The organism is Bacillus sp. FJAT-27231 (assembly GCF_001183975.1).
GTDB lineage: Bacteria > Bacillota > Bacilli > Bacillales > Domibacillaceae > Pseudobacillus > Pseudobacillus wudalianchiensis.
The window spans coordinates 3,917,234-3,939,125 of sequence record NZ_LFZU01000001.1; the positions used below are offsets into that span (position 1 = coordinate 3,917,234).

Annotated in this window: 18 protein-coding genes; 12 read left to right on the top strand and 6 right to left on the bottom strand. The window is 42.5% G+C overall.

Translation table 11 applies throughout. The features are described 5' to 3' along the window. Positions 1-48 precede the first annotated feature (48 nt). Both AC623_RS18785 and AC623_RS18790 read left to right on the top strand, forming a co-directional pair. On the top strand, positions 49-1,404 hold the full coding sequence (locus tag AC623_RS18785) for a YjiH family protein (RefSeq protein ID WP_049665460.1): 1,356 nt from the start codon (positions 49-51) through the stop codon (positions 1,402-1,404). A gap of 132 nt (positions 1,405-1,536) precedes the next feature. Then, positions 1,537-2,616 (top strand): AI-2E family transporter, encoded by a 1,080-nt coding sequence (locus tag AC623_RS18790; protein ID WP_049665462.1) that lies wholly within the window; start codon positions 1,537-1,539, stop codon positions 2,614-2,616. 33 nt (positions 2,617-2,649) lie between these two features. Here the strand turns inward: AC623_RS18790 and AC623_RS21845 are convergent, their stop codons facing one another. After that, positions 2,650-2,787, bottom strand: coding sequence for a hypothetical protein (locus AC623_RS21845; RefSeq protein WP_197090995.1), 138 nt, complete (start codon positions 2,785-2,787; stop codon positions 2,650-2,652). Between the two features lie 165 nt (positions 2,788-2,952). Here AC623_RS21845 and AC623_RS18795 point away from each other — a divergent pair, with 165 nt between their 5' ends. After that, positions 2,953-3,768, top strand: coding sequence for an alpha/beta fold hydrolase (locus AC623_RS18795; RefSeq protein ID WP_049665464.1), 816 nt, complete (start codon positions 2,953-2,955; stop codon positions 3,766-3,768). A 145-nt stretch (positions 3,769-3,913) separates the two neighbouring features. On the opposite strand, the gene AC623_RS18800 is transcribed toward AC623_RS18795, so the two are convergent. Continuing rightward, complete coding sequence (locus tag AC623_RS18800; protein WP_049665467.1) at positions 3,914-4,972, bottom strand: hypothetical protein; 1,059 nt, start codon at positions 4,970-4,972, stop codon at positions 3,914-3,916. A 137-nt stretch (positions 4,973-5,109) separates the two neighbouring features. Next, positions 5,110-5,586 carry a Cys-tRNA(Pro) deacylase gene (gene ybaK, locus AC623_RS18805; protein ID WP_049665469.1) on the bottom strand — a complete coding sequence of 159 codons (477 nt, stop codon included), beginning with the start codon at positions 5,584-5,586 and terminating at the stop codon, positions 5,110-5,112. 79 nt (positions 5,587-5,665) lie between these two features. Here ybaK and AC623_RS18810 point away from each other — a divergent pair, with 79 nt between their 5' ends. Both AC623_RS18810 and AC623_RS18815 read left to right on the top strand, forming a co-directional pair. Further along, positions 5,666-6,316: a LytTR family DNA-binding domain-containing protein gene (locus AC623_RS18810; protein ID WP_049665471.1), complete on the top strand. Its 651-nt coding sequence runs from the start codon at positions 5,666-5,668 to the stop codon at positions 6,314-6,316. Between the two features lie 123 nt (positions 6,317-6,439). Continuing rightward, positions 6,440-7,972: an acetyl-CoA hydrolase/transferase family protein gene (locus AC623_RS18815; protein WP_049665472.1), complete on the top strand. Its 1,533-nt coding sequence runs from the start codon at positions 6,440-6,442 to the stop codon at positions 7,970-7,972. A gap of 257 nt (positions 7,973-8,229) precedes the next feature. On the opposite strand, the gene AC623_RS18820 is transcribed toward AC623_RS18815, so the two are convergent. Next, positions 8,230-9,330 carry a fatty acid desaturase family protein gene (locus tag AC623_RS18820; protein WP_049665474.1) on the bottom strand — a complete coding sequence of 367 codons (1,101 nt, stop codon included), beginning with the start codon at positions 9,328-9,330 and terminating at the stop codon, positions 8,230-8,232. A 234-nt stretch (positions 9,331-9,564) separates the two neighbouring features. Here AC623_RS18820 and AC623_RS18825 point away from each other — a divergent pair, with 234 nt between their 5' ends. Continuing rightward, complete coding sequence (locus tag AC623_RS18825) at positions 9,565-11,211, top strand: ABC1 kinase family protein (protein WP_053104179.1); 1,647 nt, start codon at positions 9,565-9,567, stop codon at positions 11,209-11,211. Between the two features lie 108 nt (positions 11,212-11,319). Here AC623_RS18825 and trpB read toward each other — a convergent pair whose 3' ends face one another. Further along, the gene (gene trpB, locus AC623_RS18830; protein ID WP_049665476.1) at positions 11,320-12,483 is read right to left on the bottom strand and encodes a tryptophan synthase subunit beta; all 1,164 of its coding nucleotides are present in this window, start codon (positions 12,481-12,483) and stop codon (positions 11,320-11,322) included. Positions 12,484-12,696: 213 nt separating this feature from the next. Here trpB and AC623_RS18835 point away from each other — a divergent pair, with 213 nt between their 5' ends. Continuing rightward, positions 12,697-14,391, top strand: coding sequence for a S8 family serine peptidase (locus AC623_RS18835; protein ID WP_053104181.1), 1,695 nt, complete (start codon positions 12,697-12,699; stop codon positions 14,389-14,391). 200 nt (positions 14,392-14,591) lie between these two features. Continuing rightward, the gene (locus AC623_RS18840) at positions 14,592-16,154 is read left to right on the top strand and encodes a sensor domain-containing diguanylate cyclase (protein WP_049665480.1); all 1,563 of its coding nucleotides are present in this window, start codon (positions 14,592-14,594) and stop codon (positions 16,152-16,154) included. Positions 16,155-16,352: 198 nt separating this feature from the next. Here the strand turns inward: AC623_RS18840 and purU are convergent, their stop codons facing one another. Next, the gene (purU, locus tag AC623_RS18845) at positions 16,353-17,255 is read right to left on the bottom strand and encodes a formyltetrahydrofolate deformylase (protein WP_049665483.1); all 903 of its coding nucleotides are present in this window, start codon (positions 17,253-17,255) and stop codon (positions 16,353-16,355) included. Positions 17,256-17,441: 186 nt separating this feature from the next. Here purU and kynB point away from each other — a divergent pair, with 186 nt between their 5' ends. The 4 genes from kynB (at position 17,442) to gdhA (ending at position 21,856) form a co-directional block, all read left to right on the top strand. After that, entirely contained in the window at positions 17,442-18,107 is a 666-nt protein-coding gene (gene kynB, locus AC623_RS18850) for an arylformamidase (RefSeq protein ID WP_049665486.1), read from the top strand. Further along, positions 18,094-18,936 carry a tryptophan 2,3-dioxygenase gene (gene kynA / locus AC623_RS18855; RefSeq protein ID WP_049665488.1) on the top strand — a complete coding sequence of 281 codons (843 nt, stop codon included), beginning with the start codon at positions 18,094-18,096 and terminating at the stop codon, positions 18,934-18,936. Before kynB ends, kynA begins: the two co-directional genes overlap by 14 nt. A 27-nt stretch (positions 18,937-18,963) precedes the next feature. Continuing rightward, a complete protein-coding gene (locus tag AC623_RS18860) occupies positions 18,964-20,304 on the top strand; it encodes a sodium-dependent transporter (RefSeq protein ID WP_049665490.1) in 1,341 nt (446 codons plus the stop codon). Positions 20,305-20,473: 169 nt separating this feature from the next. Then, positions 20,474-21,856 (top strand): NADP-specific glutamate dehydrogenase, encoded by a 1,383-nt coding sequence (gene gdhA / locus AC623_RS18865; protein WP_049666807.1) that lies wholly within the window; start codon positions 20,474-20,476, stop codon positions 21,854-21,856. The last annotated feature ends 36 nt before the right edge of the window (positions 21,857-21,892 follow it).

The window sequence follows — 21,892 nt, forward strand, 5'->3', positions numbered from 1 at the left end:
TAATTTAATAAATATACAAAGATATTCATAGAAAGGAACTAGAATTGAATGGAAATTACTACTTCTAGAAGCTCTTTACCGAGTATTTTACGCTTTGTCATTCCTTCCTTAATAGGAATTTTCTTTTTTATGACGCCCGTGCCTATTGATGGCGAGCTGACTATTCCCATTGCTATTTTATCTAACTCTTTGCAGTCAGCCATGGGCAGTGCAATCCCAACCATTATGACTTATTTAGTCATACTGGCAGCTGCAGGCACCATTTTCGTCAAAACAGTACGTCCGGCTTTTGTCCGCCGCTCTCCATTTCTAGCTTCATTGTTTGATGTAGCGCCTGTTTGGGCGTTTGTACGTGTGATCGGCGCGGTGTTCGCTGTGATGACACTTTATAAGCTTGGACCCGAATGGGTACATTCAGAAAATACTGGCGGCATGCTGCTATATTCATTGTTACCTATTTTGTTTTCTACCTTTTTATTTGCCGGATTGTTGTTGCCATTGTTACTTAATTTTGGTCTATTAGAGTTCTTCGGATATTCTTTAACTAAAATTATGCGCCCGCTTTTCAAGCTGCCAGGCCGTTCATCTGTCGACTGTCTCGCTTCCTGGCTCGGCGATGGAACGATTGGCGTATTATTAACGAGCAAGCAATACGAAGAAGGATTTTATACAAAAAAAGAAGCCGCTATTATTGGGACTACCTTCTCTGTCGTATCTGTTACATTCTGTTTAGTCGTAATCGACCAAGTGGGTCTGGCTCGCCATTTTCTTCCTTTTTATGGAACCGTTATTTTAGCAGGAATTGTCTGTGCTTTAATCTTGCCGCGTATCCCGCCTCTTTCAAAAAAAATGGATACGTTTGTCAATGGTGAGAAGAGAAAGAACGATGATGAAAGCATTCCAGAAGGTTATACACCATTCAGCTATGGCTTTAAACAAGCTGTTGCCCAAGCTGAGAAAAATAAACCTGCAGCCGTTGTGAAAGATGGGCTGCAAAACGTAATCGACATGTGGCTCGGGGTCGCTCCTATCGTAATGGCGATCGGTACCCTTGCTCTAATCATCGCTGAAACAACACCGTTCTTCCAATGGCTTGGTACACCGTTCATTCCGCTGTTAGAATTGCTGCAAGTGCCATTTGCGAAAGAAGCGTCGGAGACAATTGTTGTTGGATTTGCGGATATGTTCTTGCCCTCTATTATCGGTACGGGCATTGAGAGCGATTTAACACGCTTTGTGATCGCCAGTCTTTCTGTTTCTCAATTAATTTATATGTCTGAAGTCGGAGGCCTTCTTCTTGGAACAAAAATTCCAGTCTCAGTTAAAGACTTGATTCTTATTTTCCTATTAAGAACACTTATTTCTCTGCCTATTATTGCAGGCATGGCGCACTTATTATTTTAATGAAGCACGTTTACGCACGCTTTCGATTGAAAGTGTGCGTTTTTTGTTTTGTCTTAATAGTTTCTTTATTCCAGTAAGTACCGGTATAATGTGAATAGCAGTTTCAGAGGGCGGAAGGAAGTGTAAAGTTGAGTGGTCAATAAAACGTGGTTTCAAACGGGAATTGCACTAGTGCTAATTCTGATTATTATTTTGTTATTTAGACAAATAAACGATATTTTCAACCCACTAGTCATTGTGGCGAAAACCGTCTTTTTACCTCTTGTTCTTGCCGGGGTTTTGTTTTATTTAACCCGCCCCGTCGTCAACTGGCTAGAAGGAAAAAGATTGCCAAGATGGGCCTCTATATTAAGCGTATTCTTCTTGTTAGTTGTCACCTTTTGGGTTTTATTCTCTATGATTGGTCCAATTGTGAATGAGCAAGGAGCAAGGCTGGCGAAAAATACGCCACAGATGGTCCAAGTTGCAGAGGATGCTATTAATTATTTAATGAACCAGAAAGAGCGGCTTCCTCAGTTTGCGATTCAGTCGCTTGAAGATGCGGAAGGAAAAGTGGAAGATTGGGCGATGGCCTTTGGAACGTGGCTCATTAACTTTTTGCAAGGATTGCTGCAAACCGTGTTCTTAACCGTACTCGTCCCTTTTTTCTTGTTTTATATGCTGAAAGACAGAGAAAAATTTGCTCCGTTTTTAGCTAACTTCTTTTCAGGCCACCGCCGACAATGGATACTGCGGACGTTGAAAGATCTCGATGAAACTCTGCAATCCTATATTCAAGGACAGCTGCTCGTTAGCTTTCTCGTGGGAACTATGCTATTAATCGGCTACTTGATCATCGGCCTGGACTATTCATTAATTTTAGCGCTGATCGGCATGGCAACCAATGTGATTCCTTTTCTTGGCCCTTATCTCGCCGTGACACCGGCGTTATTAGTCGCTTGGGTTCAAGATCCACAGATGGTGATCTGGGTCGCAATCATTATGCTGATTGCCCAGCAAATTGAATCAAACTTAATTTCACCAAATGTGATGGGAAAAGCGCTCGATATCCATCCGCTTACCGTTATTACCTTAATTTTAGCTGCCGGTAATATTGCGGGTATTTGGGGAGTTATTTTGGCAATTCCTACGTATGGCATTCTAAAAACGATCGTTGTGAATTTATATGCAGAACGCCGTGAAATCAAAGATGCTGCCACTAAAGATATTTAATGATGAAGACCGTCTGGCACTCACAGGGCGGTCTTACATCTGGTCTTTCTCCTCTTCTTCGCTGCAGTCAAAACAGAAAACAGCTCCGCTTTCTTTGACACCATTAAAAAAACCATCTAAACAATAAAGGGCTTTTCCACACTTTTTACACGTACCTACTGGCTCTTGCATTTTCCCCTCCCCTTTCCTTTGATTCTTAGTGTTTTATGTTCATTTTTCTGTCATTATTTTTGCATAAACACCTCGTCATTTTTTATATAATAAAAACACTTGAATATCCTCTTTACAAGTGTAGAAAGCTAAAGAAAAAACCACCTAAGAAGGAGATTACAGCTTGTGACAAAGCGACATAGACTTGTATTAGCCTCTCTGCTTGTTTCTCTTCTCATTTTTATCGGTTATGATACCCTCATAGCTAGTTCAAGGACTAATGCTTCTCCTCCCAATGTCACTGTTTTCGTACATGGATATAAAGGGACAGCTGTTTCGTTTCGTTCGATGCTAGAGCGGTTTGAAAAAGATCATCGATGGGGCAAAACAACGATTATTTGCCATGTAAAAGCTAATGGTCAAGTGGTCTTTAACGAAATCGGTAAAGTGCCATCAAGCGGCCGTCTATTTGTTCAACTAATCTTCGAAGACAACCGGGCGAGCTTTCAGGATACGGCCTACTGGCTGTCTAAAGCGCTGCATGCTCTGCACGAAACGTATAAGTTTGAAAATGTAAATATCGTCGGCCATTCTATGGGAGGCATCGTGTCAGTTAAGTTTCTTGAAGAATACACGAAAAAACCAGGTTATCCATTCATTCATAAATTAGTTGTCATCGGCAGTCCGTTTTCCGGATTAAAAGATAAGGATTATTTAAAAAGAAACTGGGGTCCGGCAGCAGCTGATTTGATGCCGAACTCAGCAGCCCTGCAAACTCTGCTCAAACAGAAAGACTCCTTCCCTTCTGATATGAATGTATTGGCAATTGCCGGCACCGGAGACCAGCTTGTCTCAGTTGACAGTGTTCTTACCCTAGAAAAGATTGTTCCACGCTCACGCTTTCAGAAAGCGGTAATAGCGGATCGTCGTATTGATCATAGCGGCCTTCACGAAAGTGAAAAAGTGGATCGTCTTATTGGACGGTTCCTATGGTCAGAATAATAATACAAGGGAATGTTTCTAAACTTAGAAACATTCCCTTTAAGCTGTTGACAGACGTTCGCTTCAACCAGCCTGATGGCATGTACAGGAGACCTGGTCTACCATCTCATTCCGTTTTACGTATTCCATGATTCTGCTCTTTTCCCTATAGCTTCGATATAATGTCATTGCATGTGCTCGCTAGCACCTGCTGATTTGGCGCTTGCGGATAGCAGGCTTGAATCTTTTCCCTGCACTTCTTGCTTTCAGCTAAGTACGCCGTGCCTTTATTCATGAGCTGCCGGTAACGCTCAGCAATCTCTTTAATTTCCGACTCAAACTTTTCATCCGTTCCAGCGGGAACAATTTCTTTATATAAATCAATAGTGCTATCGGTTGCTCTTTCTGGAAAATACTCATGGGGTGCGGTGCTATCAAAAATAGCAAATCCAAGCTCGCGGACAATGACCATGTCCAGACTTGCTGGATCAAACCCGCAGTGGTAAATTTCCACGTCATATCCCTTCTCCTCGGCAGCGGCAGCAATTTTTTTCAGCATCGTTGACTTGCCCGTTCCAGCACGGCCTTTAATAAAATACCTTTTGGAAAGACCATCCGTTAAGTTTCCGACAAAGTCTACTGCTCCTTTTGGAGTGGCTGCTCCTAAAAAACGGTGCCTAACCGTCCCTTTTGCATTTTTAGACGTCCGTGAGATTAAGCGAGCAACAAGCTCATCTGCTAGCTCATTTGCTCTTTTTTTATCAAGCCGTTGAATATAAATATCTTCCCATTCATCATGAACGGCTAATGCCTTTTGAAAACAAGTGTAAGCATTTTGCCGGGCGATCTCCGCCTGCTCTGCCAGCTTTGTGATCTCCTGCTGTTTATCAGCTGGGACTGCTGCTTGCCCTGAAATATTTACATAGTGTACGTGCGGGCCTGTAATAGCAGAGGCAGCCTGTTTGATAAGAATAGCGGCGCCTTTTTCCGTTGCAATAATTCCCTCTAATTGATCAGGATCACCCGGACAATGCAGCAGTTCCATCGCCACTCCTTCTTCCAGCAGCCGATCAGCCAGCTGCTTAAGGCAAGCCGCTCTTTCTGCCGGTGTACCCCCATCTACAAGGAAAACCTGCTTTACCCCTTGTATATTTGACTCAAGAAGACTATGAAGCCCCTTTGCCGTGTTCCCCCTTGCAAAATAGCGAATGACGTTCCTGCTCATTTCTGCACCTCTTTGCATCAGATTTAAAAGTGATCCTCTATCACTATATGCAAGGGCGATTGTCCTTGTGCCATTTTAATATAGTAAACCATCAGGGTAGCAGCGGTGGCACCTCGGCTTGCTTACGGTCATTTTATTTATTTTACAATTTCATGCTCAGTTACTGCATTTGTAATCGCAATTAAGTCCGCTGCTTTTAATTCTATTTGCTGACCGATCTTTCCAGCGCTCACGATAATGTTTTCCTGGGAAATGGTATGGGAATCGAGAAAAGTAGGATAGAGCTTCTTCATACCAATTGGTGAACAGCCGCCTCTTATATACCCTGTGTACTTTTGAATGTCTTTTACAGGAATCATCTCAAGCTTTTTCGCCCCTGCTGCTTTGGCAGCTTTTTTCAGATCAAGCTCTTCAATAACCGGTATAACGAACACATAAATTTGTTTATCCGTCCCGATCGTCACGAGCGTTTTGAACACGCTATCCGCACTTTTCCCAATCTTCTCAGCAGTAGACACGCCGTCAATTTTCCCATCAGCGGAATCATAAGAGTAGGTCTCATACGCCAGCCCTTCTTTATCGAGTATGCGCATCGCATTGGTTTTTCCTTTCATCCTTCCAGCTTCCTTTCTTCTTCAAAATAAGCCTGTTATGATAATTAGTATAAACGATTAAAGGGATGAGGTGTAATCTATGGATCCAGTCACTATATCTTCCATTATGAACGTGATGAAAGAGTTTCTTCCACCGTATACATCGGTTGCGGTAGCTGATTCAGAAAAGTTTATTTACTATCAACCGAGTAAGCTGGTAGACTTGCGCATTCGTGCAGGAGAGCCCTACAAAGCTGGCAGCGGGGCAGCGAAGGCTATCGCGGAGAGACATGAAATCTCTGAATACATTGATAGTGATGTATATGGTATTCCTTATTATGCTGTATCTGTTCCGTTATTTAACGATGCCCAGGTTGTCGGAGCAGTTACGACTATTTTCCCAGCAAAGCCTTCTCCGATCGCCGCCAATTTTTTTACGATTAAGTCTGAAGACTGCTGGTACCCAGTTGCTTATGAAAACATTGTTTATTTAGAAGCGGAAAATAGAAAAACAAAGGTGCAATCTGTTAGTGGAGAAGGCTATCACAAAATGAATTTAACAGAACTGGAATTTATGCTGCCGAATGATTACTTTATTCGCGTACACCGCTCCTATATTGTGAACGTCAAGCATATTGAAGAAATCCAGCCAGATTCCCACTCTACTTTTTTGCTCGTGATGAAAGATCGGACAAAGATTCCTGTCAGCCAAACATATGCAAGCTCGTTCCGAAAAGCACTTAATTTTTAACTTCTGCTTCATGCTTGTATTTTTCTGCTTTGTCCCTTTTTAAAGGCTTTTCATGCGAAAACGAATGAGTAGATGCTGAAAGGTTGTTAGAATTATTTTAAAAGTGGCAAAGGGGGATTTTTGATGAACTCACATATCACTAAACAGCTGCGCAGCAAAGAGCTGCAAAAGAAAATTGTTTCGGCGGGTGAAGCCGCCTCGTGGATTAAGGACGGCATGACTCTTGGTTTGAGCGGGTTTACACGAGCAGGGGACGCAAAAGCAGTACCTTTGGCGTTAGTGGATAGAGCGAAGGATGAAAATTTTCAAGTAAATGTATACACCGGAGCTTCTCTCGGATCGGATATTGATAAATTAATGGCAGAAGCAGGCATTATACATAAACGACTACCCTTCCAAGCCGATGCCTCCATGCGGAAAAAAATTAACGAGGGCGAGCTGCTTTTTACCGATCAGCATTTATCACACGTGGCTGAGATGGTGCGTTCTGATGTATTGAACCCAATCGATTTTGCCATTATTGAAGCGGTCGCTATTACAGAGGAAGGAGACATTATTCCTTCTACTTCTGTTGGAAACTCAGCCATTTTCTTAGAAAAAGCTGAGAACATCATTATTGAATTGAACTTGGCACAGCCTGCTGCACTTGAAGGAATGCACGATATTTATGAAGCAGGCGCATACGGAAAGCGCTTACCAATCGCTTTAACATCGGTGGATAAGCGAATTGGTACAAATAAAGTGAAAGTGAACTTGGACAAAATTAAAGGCATTGTGTTAACGCATGATCTCGATTCTCCTTCAACTATTGTGCCGCCGGATGAAGAAACAGCTATTATGGCTAACCATTTGATTGAATTTTTACGAGAAGAAATCAAAGCAGGCCGCCTTACAAAGGAACTGGCACCACTGCAATCAGGTATTGGCTCTGTCGCTAACGCTGTGTTACATGGGCTGCTTGATTCTGAATTTGAAAATTTAGAAGTGTATTCGGAAGTACTGCAGGATGCCGTATTTGATTTATTAGATAGCGGTAAAGTTCGTTTTGCTTCCGGCTGCTCTATCACCTTGTCGCAAGAAAAGATGAAAACGGTTTTCCCAAAGCTTGATCAATATAAAGACAAGCTCGTCCTGCGCCCCCAGGAAATATCCAATCACCCTGAGATCATTCGCCGACTCGGGCTTATTTCGATCAATACGGCGATAGAAGCCGATATTTATGGAAATGTAAATTCTACTCACGTTTGTGGAACAAAAATGATGAATGGAATTGGCGGTTCCGGCGACTTCGCCCGCAACAGCCGGTTAGCCATCTTTGTTACAAAGTCTATCGCTAAACATGGGGATATTTCCAGCATCGTTCCTTTCATCTCCCATGTAGACCATACGGAGCATGATGTCGATGTATTAGTGACAGAGCAAGGCTATGCAGACTTACGCGGTCTCGCCCCTGTGGAGCGTGCTCGCCTCATTATTCAAAATTGCATGCATCCACTTTATAAAGAACAGATGACAGCTTACTTTGAAGAAGCGCTTAAGCGTGGCGGCCAGACACCTCATGTGCTGGAAAAGGCTTTCTCTTGGCATTTGAGTTATGCAGAGACAGGTACGATGCTGCAGCCTGAATTTGCTGCTGTAAAACAGCATAATATGTAAGTTTTTACTTTTGTAACGTCCGCATGGCGGTCTTTCGCCCAAGTGAAAAGTCACCCCATCTTTTCACATTAAAAAGCGCTTTCGCAGAGGCCGTCCGGCGTTAACTATAAAATATTTATCTTCTTAAATACACTGTCTACAAGGCTGCCTTGACACTCAACATCAGGCGGCCTTGTAGTTTTTATGAAGAGCATTTGTGTATCAACCCCTTATTCTAGAAGCAAAAAAGCCTGATCTGCTAGAGATCAGGCTTGTCTTTATTTGTTAGCTGTCATCGAGCGCGTCGGAGTTTCCTCTTCCACTACAGCCGGGTTAGCTTCTTTCGGTTTAATGTTAGATGGGTCTAACCCATGACCAAGTGTTCCGTAAGCATCTCCACCGACAGGATCAACAAGCTCTACTTGATTGCTATACAAGCGTGGTGTCTTATAAAGAGCAGCAAGCGCTTGGATCATCGGCATTTCATGATATCTTTCCGGCCAGCGTTTTTTGAGTTCCTCTTTTACGAGCGGATAATATTTAGAGCTCATACCTGGGAATAGATGATGCTCCGTGTGATAGGAGAAGTTAAAATGCAACACATCTACCCATTTAGGCACGGTCACTGTCAAACTATTAGCCAGCGGATCGTTGACAGGTACAAGCGGATTTAATCGATGATTTGTTGCAATATAAGCCATCACAATGAAGTTGGCAATTAAAAGTGGAATTAAAAAGGCAAACGTCCACTTTAACGGTCCAATTAATACGAGCAGTCCAATCCACGTTGCCCATGGAAACAGTAATTGCAGCCATACAGATAAACGCTTTTCTGGATTAAACTCTTTTATAAAGCGCTTGAACATCCGGGAAGAGTGCATCGTAAATGTAATCGCCAAAAAGGCCAGCCCTAAAAATCCACGCACTGACAGCGGCAAACGATAAAAAGGCTTTAATATTTTAGCTTTTGAAAACTGCTCAATCGTTGGCCACGCATCCGGATCTTTCTCTTCATCTTGCGTGTGGCGGTGGTGCGTCATGTTATGCCACTTCACCCATAGTTTCGGCCCTGTACTTAATGGAAAGAAAGCGATGCCTCCAGTCAATTCACGAAGCCAAGCTTTTCTTACGACCGTTCCATGTAAAATCTCGTGTCCTAAAAAGCCCATAGCCGCAAAAGATGTACCTAATACAATTGAAATCATTAAACTTATCCATATATTAAAATCAGTTAAACTAATCGTCAGAATTCCCGATACGACGACAATTAAGTAGGCTAGGCCTCCCCATAGACGCTCGGGAGCAGGCTTGAATGCTTTCTTAGGAAGATGCGGTGCTACGCGAGCAGCATACCAGCCAAATGTTTGAAGCTCTTTCAATGTGCTTTCCCTCTTTTCCAATTTTATCTCATTTTATACAATTAACTGACTTGAATCCTCTTAACTAGGGCTAATCGTATCACCTTATTTTCACATTTGTCAATAAATTTGTGACTAGGTATTAAAATCAAGTGGTAGTTCCTGGTACTGTTTTGTTCATAGCAATTATTGTACATAGAAGAAGAGATTGTTTTAAAATAGAATAAACACTGTAGCCGGAAAGGAAGAAAGCTTGTGAAAAACTTCTCTCTTTACCGCATGTTTATTATTATTACGATGTCTGTTAAATTCTTTTTGCAGGTTACTTTTTTTCGCAAAAGACACCGAAAGCGTTGGACAAGCAGAACAACTCAAAAATGGGAAGCGCTGTTAAAGCGCCAGGCCGCAGAATATCGGCAGACTGCTCTGCGTTTGGAAGGCCTGTTAATTAAGCTTGGACAGTTTTTAAGTACACGGGCAGATATTATGCCTCCAGCTTTTATTGAAGAATTAGAAGATTTAATCGACCGGGTGCCAAGTGTTTCTTGGACAGCGGCAAAAGCTGTAATGGAAAAAGAATGGAACAAGCCATACGATAACATTCTCCACCAAATTAGTGAGGAACCTGTTGCTTCTGCTTCTATAGGGCAAGTGTATAAAGCGCTGCTGCCAAATGGAGATACGGTTGCTGTAAAGGTCCAGCGGCCGGGCATTGACCGCATTATCTCCACTGACTTTAAAGCTGTCCGAATTGTTATGTGGCTCGCAGAATTTTTTACCCCCTTTGGCAAGCAAACAAACCTGCCCGCCTTGTATCGTGAAATGGAGGCAACCATTAGTCAGGAGCTGGACTTTTTAAAGGAACTGCAAAATGGTGCCTACTTTCGAAAAAGGTATGAACTGTTTGATAAAGTAAGTGTTCCTTTTTATTACAAGGAATATTCAACAAAAAAAGTGCTAACGATGCAATGGGTTGAGGGTGCCCGAATAACAGATTTGAAATTTCTCCAAGAAAATGGGATTAACCGCCGAGATTTAGCCGCCCGATTAGTTGAAATGTTTCTAGAACAGCTTCTTCAAGAAGGGCAATTTCATGCTGACCCTCATCCAGGAAATATTTTAGTAAAGAAAGATGGCACTATTATTCTAATCGACTTTGGAATGGTTAGTGAGATTCAAAAGAGCGATTCTATTTATATACGCCGGCTCGTAGAAGGTGTGGTGCTCGAGGATTATGATCAAGTAGTAGCTGCCTTAGAGGACTTGCGCTTCCTCCTCCCGGGAGCAAATAAAGAGTTGCTGAAAAATATTATTCGGACGCTCGTCGATAATTACACGAAACACAACTTGTCCGTAACGGACGATTTTGTCATGAAACAGCTGCTAGCCGATATTGAAAAAACCGTGCGGGATCAACCAATTCAAATGCCGAGCGAGTTTGCCTTTTTTGGCCGGGCCGTTTCTACATTTGTTGGTATTCTGTATATTCTTGATCCTGATATTGACTTGCTTGAAGTAAGCAAGCCGCTCATCTTTAAATGGCTGCAGGAAAACCCGGAACCTGGTCCTGCTTCCGACCGGGCAGCTTTCAATTTACTTCTTCAATCTGTTCGTCCCTTGCTATCCATCCCCCGGCAAATCCAGCAGACGCTTGAGGAGCCGCAAAGATACCGAGAATGGAAGCAGCAGCATGAACAACGTCGGTTAGAGCATGATTTCTTATTATCAAAAAAACGCGATGCCTTCTTTTTCATCATCATTAGTTTAATCTTGACGGCCGTTACAAGCTTCTTTGAACAAAAAATTTGGCTTTACGGAAGCGGCCTTCTCGTCCTGATTAGTTTTCTCTATTATATAACGAACCTACGCGCTCATCGCCGGCTGCTCAAACGTTCAAGGTGAACAATCGGTTATTGATTATCGTTCTGGGACGGTTCTTCACACTTCTTACAATGATTATCATAAACAAAAAGAAAGTCCAGCAGACAAGCTTCTGGACTTTCTTTTTGTTTATTTTTTTAGCATATCAAATACTTGCTCGACATCCTTATCACCACGGCCTGAAATGTTTACGATAATAATTTGCTCTTTTTCCATAGCCGGCGCTAGTTTAATCGCTTGAGCCACAGCATGAGCACTTTCCAGAGCCGGGATAATCCCCTCAGTGCGCGATAGCGTTTGGAATGCTTCTAGTACTTCTTCATTTGTTACAGTGTAATATTCTGCACGTCCTGTTTCTTTCATGTAGCTATGCTCTGGACCAACACCTGGATAATCTAATCCGGCAGCGATTGAATAAGTCGGAAGCGGGTTCCCTTCTTCATCCATTAATACGAGACATTTAAAACCGTGCAATTCAGCTGGTCTTCCTTTCGTGAGCGTAGCCGCCTGCTCTGGTTCTGCACCAATAAGGCGAACGGATGGCTCATCAATATAGTGGGCAAAAGCGCCAATTGCATTGCTGCCCCCTCCCACACAAGCGATCACAGCATCTGGCAAGCGGCCTTCTTTTTCTAGAATTTGCTTTTTCGATTCTTCACTAATCACCCCATGGAAATGCTTCACCATCGTTGGATACGGATGAGGCCCCACTGCTGAGCCCAATAGGTAAAACGTGTTTTTATAATTAGCCACATAATCGCCAAGTGCAGCATCAACCGCGTCCTTGAGCCGTCCCTGTCCGCTCTCAACCGCTACGACCTTTGCTCCTAGAAGCTCCATCCGGAAAACGTTCAATGCCTGACGGCGTGTGTCTTCTGCTCCCATATAAACGACACATTCCATTCCAAACATCGCACAGACCGTTGCTGTCGCTACTCCATGCTGACCGGCACCCGTTTCTGCGATGATTCGCTTGGCGCCCATCTTTTTAGCTAGCAAAATCTGACCCATGACATTATTAATTTTGTGTGAGCCTGTATGGTTTAAATCTTCCCGTTTTAAATAAATTTTTGCTCCGCCAAGCTTCTGTGTCAACTGGCTTGCATAGGTTAGCGGGTTCTCCCGGCCAACATATTCTTTTAAATAATATTTGTATTCGCCCATAAACTCGGCATCGTCTTTATACGTCTCAAATTGTTCAGCTAGGTAATCTAGCGCTTCCTTCAAATCTGGCGGAACGAAGCTGCCTCCAAACTGGCCAAAATAACCTTTTTCTGTCTCTACTCTACTCATCTTTCTCTTCTCCTCTCAGTACTAAGACTATTCTGAAAATTAATTATTACTATATCAAGCCTTTGTTTATCCGTCAATCTCTCCTTCTTTCTTTACATTTTTAATTAAAACAAGTTAATTTTTGCCGATATATAAATAGTAAGAAAACTAATTTCCCTTGTACTTCTTAGTCTCTTACTCTACTAATTTATCATATAGGGGATGAATCAATAGATGAACAAACAATGGATCAAATGGATGGCTGTTCCTGCACTTCTTTTATCATTCACTTCTCACCCGCTTGCTGCTCAGCCGGCTGATAATCATAAGGAAGAAGTGATTGTTGTTTATAAAAATGCCACTGGAAAAAAGAAGGCATTAGCGGAAAGTGTGGAAGTAGATCATCAATTTAAATATGCTCCCGCTGTATCTGTCACGATGGAGCAAAGTGATGTTAATAAATTAAAGAAAGACCGCAACATTGCTTATATCGAAAAAAACGTTGTTTTTAAGTTAAAAGGAACAAAAAGTAAAGTCGTAACTAAAAAACAAGTTGATAACGCAAAAGCAAGTGCCTTTGTTTCTAGTGAAGAATCGCAATGGAGCTACCAAACAGTTAAGGCGAATGAGGCTGCTCAAAAAGGGATTACGGGGAAAGGTGTCAAAGTAGCGGTGATAGATTCTGGTATTGCTCCTCATTCTGATTTAGCGATTGCAGGCGGGACTTCCACAGTTGACTATACGTCTTCCTGGGTTGATGATAACGGTCATGGCACCCATGTCGCGGGAATTATAGCAGCACGCCGTAACGGATCAGGTATCGTCGGTGTGGCACCGGATGCAAAACTTTACGCCGTTAAAACAATGAATAAAGATGGCGAAGGTACACTACAAGACATCCTTGAAGGAATTGATTGGTCGATCGCTAACGGAATGGATATCATCAACATGAGCCTCGGTACGGAAGCAGACTCTCGCATGATGCACGATATGATTGACAAAGCTTATCAAAAAGGAATTGTCGTTGTTGGAGCGGCAGGAAATGACGGGACAGCAGACGGTACTGGCAATACGGTTGACTATCCTGCTAAATATGACAGTGTCATAGCTGTAGCAGCTATTGACAATTACTTAAAAAGAGGTTCTTTTTCTTCTACTGGCAATGAAGTGGAAGTGTCCGCACCAGGAGTAAAGGTTCTCAGCACCTATACAAGCGGTTATTATGCCTATATGAGCGGAACATCTCAGGCTACTCCGCACATTACTGGACTGCTCGCTCTTTTAAAACAGCAAAACCCAACTCTATCAGGAAGCTCTCTGCGAAAAGAATTGTTGAAGCACATCACAGACCTTGGTGCAGCTGGAAGAGATCCACTATACGGATACGGCCTGGCTACTTACGGAGAAGCAAGCCCAACAACTCCTGTTTCGACTGTTACTCCGGCACCTGCTCCTGATAACACACTGTTGACTGCTTTAGAAGAAGCAGCGAACAAGCTCGTTCAAGCGAATTCCACGAAAAGACTGTGGGATTATGATTCTGCCCGGCAGGCTATTAGCAAACTTCCAGATCAGCAAGAGAAAAGCAAATTACAGCTTCAATTGGATCAAATTCGCCAGCAGCTTGGCTTAGTGGAATTCTCTTCTCTACTAAACATTAGTCCAACTCATACGTTAACCATTCGGTTTAGTCAAAGCATTGATCCAAAATCAGTCACCCCTTCAAGTGTATTTGTTCGCAATGAAGGAGAATTTGTCAATGGCCTTGCCTTATCAACTAGTTCTGATGGCAAAACCGTTACGATTCAAGCACCATCAGCCGGCTATGTGTCTGGTGGAACTTATTTTTTATATGTAGACACTACCGTTACCTCGCCTGCGGGAAAAGCGTTAAAGGCTCCAGTTATCGTTAGATTTACTATTTCTTAAGTTAAAGAGACTGCTCTTCATAAAAGCTTCTTTTTTCCTATTAGAGCAAGGACTATTGATAGGAAGGCAGAGGCTTTGGAGAGCAGTCTTTTTATTATTTTATAAAAAATCTTTCTATTTGAGTAAAAAATGAGGTTTAAACAAAATATAAATAGGGTATGAGACATAGGAAATTATAACTATATAGGAGAAAAACCATCATGTCTCTTCGTCAAAAAATAATTTTATTTTTCACTGCCGGTGTTGCTATTGGACTGTCTATTTTATATTTTTCCGCTCATCTTTTTATATTAGATCACTTTAAGTCTCTAGAAGACAACCAAGCTCGAGAAAACATGCAACGCACTTTGCATACGCTTACAACATTTGAAGACCATCTCGCTTCCCGCTTAGTAGATTATGCTGCCTGGGACGATACATACGAATACACTCTCAAGCCTAATAAAGAATACGGGACACATCCCTTGCCTAATCAAACATTCTTTACGAATGAATTTAATGTAATGATCATCTTAAATAATGAGCAGGAAATATTATTTAAAAAGGCCGTCAAGCTAGAAGAAAAAAAAGAAACCGCTGTGTCTGCATCTCTTTTGGAAAAATTAGCAACAGACCCCCTCTTGTCGCGCGCTTTGAAGCAAGGTGACTTTTCAGGGATTATTAAGCTAAATGAAGGGCCGATGCTAATTGCCTCTCATCCAATATTAAAAAATGATTTAATGGGACCACGCGCCGGCACTATGATCGCAGGGCGTTATTTAGATGAGAAATTGATTGGTGAATTACAAGATAATACGCTTTTGCCAATAGAACTAGCTGACGTAAAACAAATCATCGTTCCGAAAGTGGCGGCATCATCTAGTCAATCGCCCGCGATTTGGCTGGAGACAAACAATACAAATGACTATAGTGCTTATGCGGCGCTTCCTGACTTACACGGCCAGCCCGCTGCTATATTACATATTACAAACGACCGTTATCTCTATAATCAAGTCAGAAAAAGTGTCTTTTATTTACTGATCTTAATCGCGGTGGCTGCTTTATTATTGTTAAAAGGAGCCCTTTCCTTTGTCGATCGCATGGTTTTTCGTCGTCTGAACCGCTTAATGAGGAACATGGTTGCCATTCAGCAAAGCAACGATCTGTCTGCCCGAATACGAATAAGGGGAAAGGATGAAATTGCTTCATTAGAACGTGAATTTAATACGATGATGGATTCCCTTGACACCTTTCGCCAACATATTACGAAGCTCGCTTATAAGGATAGCCTAACCCATCTGCCGAATCGTACTTTTTTCTATAAAGAAGTCTCTGCACTTTTAGAAAAATTAAAGAGATCGGAACGAATGGGAGCCATATTATTCATTGACCTTGATGGCTTTAAGCAAGTAAATGACGAGCATGGACATGACCACGGTGACTTGTTGCTTCAAAAGATAGCCGATCGAATAAAAGGAGTGATTCGTGAGCAGGACATGGTCTCTCGTCTCGGCGGAGATGAATTTATTATTTTTTTATTTGATTTGAGAAATGAAAAAGAGTCTGCTCATATCGCTGACCGGGTTTGCCAAGTGATCGTCCAGCCGATTGACTTAAACGGAGTACAAGTCAATGTGTCTGCCAGTATTGGTATTAGCTTATTTCCAAAAGATGGACAGCACCCGGATGAGCTTATCAAAAAAGCAGATCAGGCCATGTACGAAGCGAAGAAAGCGGGGAAAAATCAGCTGCATATCTTCGAAGAAAAAATCTGCCAACCATAGACAGGGTTGAAATGGCAGATAAAGTCTATTTACAATATCCAGGCTGATTGCAAGCATTTGTCTTTCAAGGCGCGAAGCTTGGCGAGGAGCGGAGTGAACATGAAGGTTATGAGCACCACTGCTTAACGAGCAACGCAGAAAGCGAACATTTGTCAACAGCCTGAAAACCCGCCAATTAAAGGCGGGTTTTACTTTTTCTTATTGAAAGACAATCGTTTTATTTTCGTGAACAATCACACGGTCCTCTAAGTGCCACTTAACGGCTCTTGCCAGCACGCGTCGTTCAATCGAACGGCCAATTTTCTTCAGATCTGCAATGTGATCACGGTGGTTCACCCGTTCAATATCCTGCTCAATAATCGGACCTTCATCTAAGTCATTTGTTACATAATGTGATGTTGCCCCGATCAACTTGACGCCGCGTCCATAGGCACGCTCATAAGGACGAGCGCCAATAAACGCCGGCAAGAAGGAGTGATGGATATTGATAATTTGATTCGGGAACGCACTAACAAAATCAGACGTTAAAATTTGCATATAACGAGCGAGAACAATTAAATCAATATTATTCTCTTTTAACAAAGCAATTTGTTCTTGTTCCACTTGCTTGCGGATATCTTTATTAGCTGGAATATAATGGAATGGAATGCCTAACGCTTCTACCATGTCTCTTGCCGCTTCATGATTGCTAATCACGAGTGCAATATCTGTCGGCAAGTCCCCGCTTTGCCACTCCCATAACAGCTCGAGCAAACAGTGCGGCTCTTTGGACACGAAGATGGCTGTCCGCTTTCTATCTTCTGTATAAGTGAATTGGTATTCCATCGAAAAGGTATCTGCCAATCCTTTGAAATCAGCTTCCATCATCGTTTTCTTCTCTTCTAAATTAGGACAGTCAAATTCAATGCGAATAAAGAAGGTGCCGCCTTCCGGATCACTAGAATATTGACTCGATTCAATAATATTGGCTTGAAAGTCGGACAAAAACTTAGAGATCGCGGCGACAATACCCGGCCGGTCTGGACATTTGACGAGCAATCTCCCCCGGTTTTTCCGCCCTTTTTCCTGTACCAAAGGGTTTGATGTTGCGTTTGTTTCCATAATAAGCCCTGCCTTTTTCTGATAATTAATTACCCATTATACTGTAAAAAAAAATAAATGAAAACCATTTTCTTTAAGAAGGGTATTGGCAGCCCTATCCAATTGAATTATAGTCAAGTTATCAAGCCATTGATAACTGAATCATTTTTATTCCTACCATATATACGATGAGGAGGAACACTCTGAATGACAGCGAAATGGATAGATATTTCCCAGCCACTTAACGAAAGGATTGCCCACTGGCCCGGCGATACCCCTTTTTCTTATGATCTTTCTTTTACAAAGAAAGAAACCGGATCTGTAAATATTGGCAGAATTACGACGAGTCTTCACACCGGCACACATATTGACGCTCCTTTTCACTTTGAATCTAGCGCTCAAACGATTCTTGATCTCGATTTATCCATCTTTATCGGCAAAGCCCGGGTGATTGATGTGTCCCACTTAAGGAACATTGGAGCAGAACAATTACAAGCATTTTCTCTAGACAAAGCGGAACGGCTTCTCTTAAAAACACTGCCGATAAGCAAGCCAGATACATTCCCTGAAGAAGTGATTCGGCTCGACCCAGATCTTGGCCCTCTCTTGAAAGAAAAAAATATTTGTTTAATAGGCGTTGATGTTCCATCCGTTGACGCGCTTGATAGCAAAGAAATGGCTGTCCATCATTCTTTTCATCAACATCATATCCACATTCTAGAGAATATCATACTTGATCATATTCCACCCGGCGATTATGAATTAATTGCCCTCCCTTTGCCGATTGAAGGAGCGGATGGCAGTCCTGTCCGTGCCGTTTTACGCCCACTTGCTGATCCATTAGGAAAGGAAGGTGCATATGTCAATCCATAACAATGATTCCTCAAAAGAGTCCTCTATTCATACCGACTTTACAAATAATATGACTTATGGCGAGTACCTAGCGCTTGATCGCCTGCTCTCCAGCCAAAAACGCTTATCCGGCCATCATGACGAAATGCTGTTTATTATTATTCATCAAGTGAGTGAACTGTGGATGAAGTTAATTATTCATGAAATGCAAGGGGCTATTTCTGCTATTCAAAAAGATGAACTGCAGCCGGCGTTCAAAATGCTGGCACGTGTATCAAAAATTCAAACTCAAATTATTCAAGCATGGGATGTTCTATCGACAATGACTCCTTCTGAGTATATGGAATTCCGTAAAAAATTAGGGCAGGCGTCAGGGTTCCAATCTTATCAATACCGGCAAATTGAATTTTTGCTCGGTTATAAAACTCCTCACATTTTAACGATTTATCAAAAAGATCCGGAACTTCATGCTATATTAGAAAAAGCGTATCGTGCACCAAGCATTTACGATGCAGCAATTGAAGCACTTGCGCGTGCCGGCTTTCCGATTGATCCTGACTTGCTGCAGCGTGATTACTCGATTACCTACACAGGAAATCCGACTGTTGAGGCGGCGTGGCTAAGTGTCTATAAAGATGTAAAAACGCATTGGGATTTGTATCAGCTCGCTGAAAAGCTCATCGATATTGAAGATTGGCTGCAGCAATGGCGTTTCCGTCATATGAAAACGGTCGAGCGAATTATCGGATTTAAGATGGGCACAGGCGGTTCATCAGGTGTACAATATTTAAAAAAAGTACTCGATCATCGCTTCTTTCCGGAATTGTGGGATTTGCGTACGAAGCTTTAACTTCTTAGATAGAAAAGGTGAATGTTTATGGAAAAAAAAGAACAATGGTCCTCCCGCCTCGGCTTCATTTTATCTTCAGCCGGAGCCGCGATTGGTCTGGGTGCCATTTGGAAGTTCCCTTATGTCACCGGCCAAAGCGGAGGAGGGGCTTTCTTATTACTATTTGTCTTGTTTACTTTATTAATTGGATTGCCGATGCTCATTTCCGAATTTATTATTGGCCGCGGTTCCGGGAGAGAAGCTGTCAGTGCTTATAAAAAGCTAGCTCCGAACAGTTTATGGACCATTATTGGCAAATTAGGGGTTGCAGGCTGCTTTCTTCTCCTTTCTTTTTACAGCGTCGTAGGAGGCTGGGTGCTCATTTACACATTAATGGCACTTGGCGGCCAGGTGATTAGCAGTGGAGCAGATTACGGCAAGCTTTTTGGAGATATTACAGGCTCTCCTATTATTACGATCAGCGGTCTGGCTGCTTTTTTAGTCATTAATGTGCTCGTTATTGCTTCCGGTGTGCAAAACGGCATCGAAAAAGCAAACAAATATATGATGCCGCTCTTATTTTTATTTTTTATCGTACTCGTCATCCGGTCGCTAACGCTTGATGGCGCAATGGAAGGCGTGCGTTTCTTCTTACAGCCCGACTTTTCACAGATAACCGGAGAAGCTGTTCTGTATGCACTTGGGCAATCATTCTTTTCTCTGGCTGTTGGTTTTTCGTGCATGGTTACGTACAGTTCATATTTAAATAAAAGTGTGAGCCTTCCCACATCTGCCGGTTCAGTTGCCTTGATGAATATTTTTGTATCCGTCCTTGCAGGCCTTGCCATCTTTCCAGTCGTATTCGCTTTTGGCTTTGAGCCGACGGAAGGGCCGGGATTATTATTTATCGTTCTCCCTTCCGTATTTTCGAAAATGCCGTTTGGCGGCTTGTTTCTCTTTTTCTTCTTGGCGTTGTTTTTATTTGCTACTTTAACCTCTTCGTTCAGCTTATTAGAAATTATCGTAGCCGCCTTTCTAAAAAATCGGACGTCCCGAAGAAAAATAGCAGCTATCGTTGGCGGCATTGTGTTTGTGGCAGGGATTCCAGCCGCCCTTTCGTTCAGCTCACTAGCCGATGTTCAGTTTTTTGGCAAAACCGTTTTTGATGCGACGGATTATCTTGTGAGCAACATTCTTCTGCCGTTAGGTAACTTACTCATTGCCTTCTTCATCGCTTGGCGAATGAACCGCGAGCTTGTAAGAGAGGAGTTTATGCTCAGCCACCCATTTAGCAATGGCGTGTATTCTACCTGGTATCTTCTAATGAGATGGCTTGTGCCTTTAACCATTATCATCGTTTTCATCAATACACTTGGTTTATTACATTAATTCTGTTTTATGAGGAGCCTTCTTTATATAGAAGGCTTTTTTGTTTAATCTCATTTCGGCATTAATCGCATGTCTTAATGGCATTGACGGTATTATTTAGTGTGCCGTAAGATATAAATATGAGTTTTAACTATTCATAAAATTCTTTATACAGGTGGGAGAGATGGTAATGAACGTAACGCAAGAAACACCTAATCAAAATATACAAGCAGCAAAATCTTATGTAGATAGCGTCTATGAAACAGTTCAAAAACGAAATCCTGGAGAAGAAGAATTTCACCAGGCTGTAAAGGAAATCTTCGACTCACTCGTCCCTGTGTTCGCTAAATATCCTCAATATATGCAAAATGGAATCTTGGAACGAATGGTAGAACCTGAACGTATGATTACCTTCCGCGTACCATGGGTCGATGACCAAGGGAAAGTTCAAGTGAATCGCGGTTTCCGTGTTCAATATAACAGTGCTCTCGGTCCTTACAAAGGCGGCCTTCGCTTTCATCCTTCCGTTAATGCAAGCATTATTAAATTCCTAGGTTTTGAACAAATTTTTAAAAACTCATTAACAGGCCAGCCTATCGGCGGCGGTAAAGGTGGATCTGACTTTGACCCGAAAGGTAAGTCAGACAGTGAAGTTATGCGTTTTACCCAAAGCTTTATGACAGAGCTCGCTCGTCACATTGGGCCAGATACAGATGTTCCAGCAGGTGATATCGGTGTAGGAGCTCGTGAAATCGGCTTTATGTTCGGTCAGTATAAGCGCCTGCAAAACGCTTATCATGCCGGTGTACTAACTGGTAAAGGCGTTAACTATGGAGGTAGCTTAGCGAGAACAGAAGCAACGGGCTATGGCACTGTCTATTTCGTTGAAGAGATGCTGAAAGACAACCGCCTAAGTTTCGCAGGCAGCACTGTGGTCGTTTCAGGCTCTGGAAACGTCTCTATCTATGCGATTGAGAAAGCAACCCAGCTCGGGGCCAAAGTGGTTGCCTGCAGTGACTCGAACGGTTATATTTATGATAAGAACGGCATCAACCTTGAAACGGTTAAACGTTTGAAAGAACAAGAAAGAAAACGGATTAGCGAGTACACAAACGAACATCCGGAAGCTGTATACGTAGAAGGCTGTTCGAACATTTGGAATATTGCTTGCGATATCGCCCTTCCGTGTGCTACACAAAATGAAATTGATGGAAATGCAGCTCGTCTGTTAGTGGAAAACGGCGTAAAAGCTGTCGGTGAAGGAGCCAATATGCCATCTACGCTTGAAGCCATTGATGTCTTCCTGCAAGCAAACGTTCTCTTTGCCCCTGCAAAAGCAGCGAACGCTGGAGGCGTTGCCGTATCCGCTCTAGAAATGGCACAAAACAGCTCACGCATGCCGTGGTCATTTGAAGATGTCGACCAAAAGCTTCATACGATCATGAAAAATATCTACTCTAGCAGCGTTGAGGCTGCCGCTGAATTCGGCTATGAAGGAAACCTTGTCATCGGTGCGAACATCGCCGGATTTATGAAAGTAGCTAATGCGATGCTGGATCAAGGCATCGTATAAGAAGAAACGATCCTAAAAGAGCCAGGCACCTCCTGC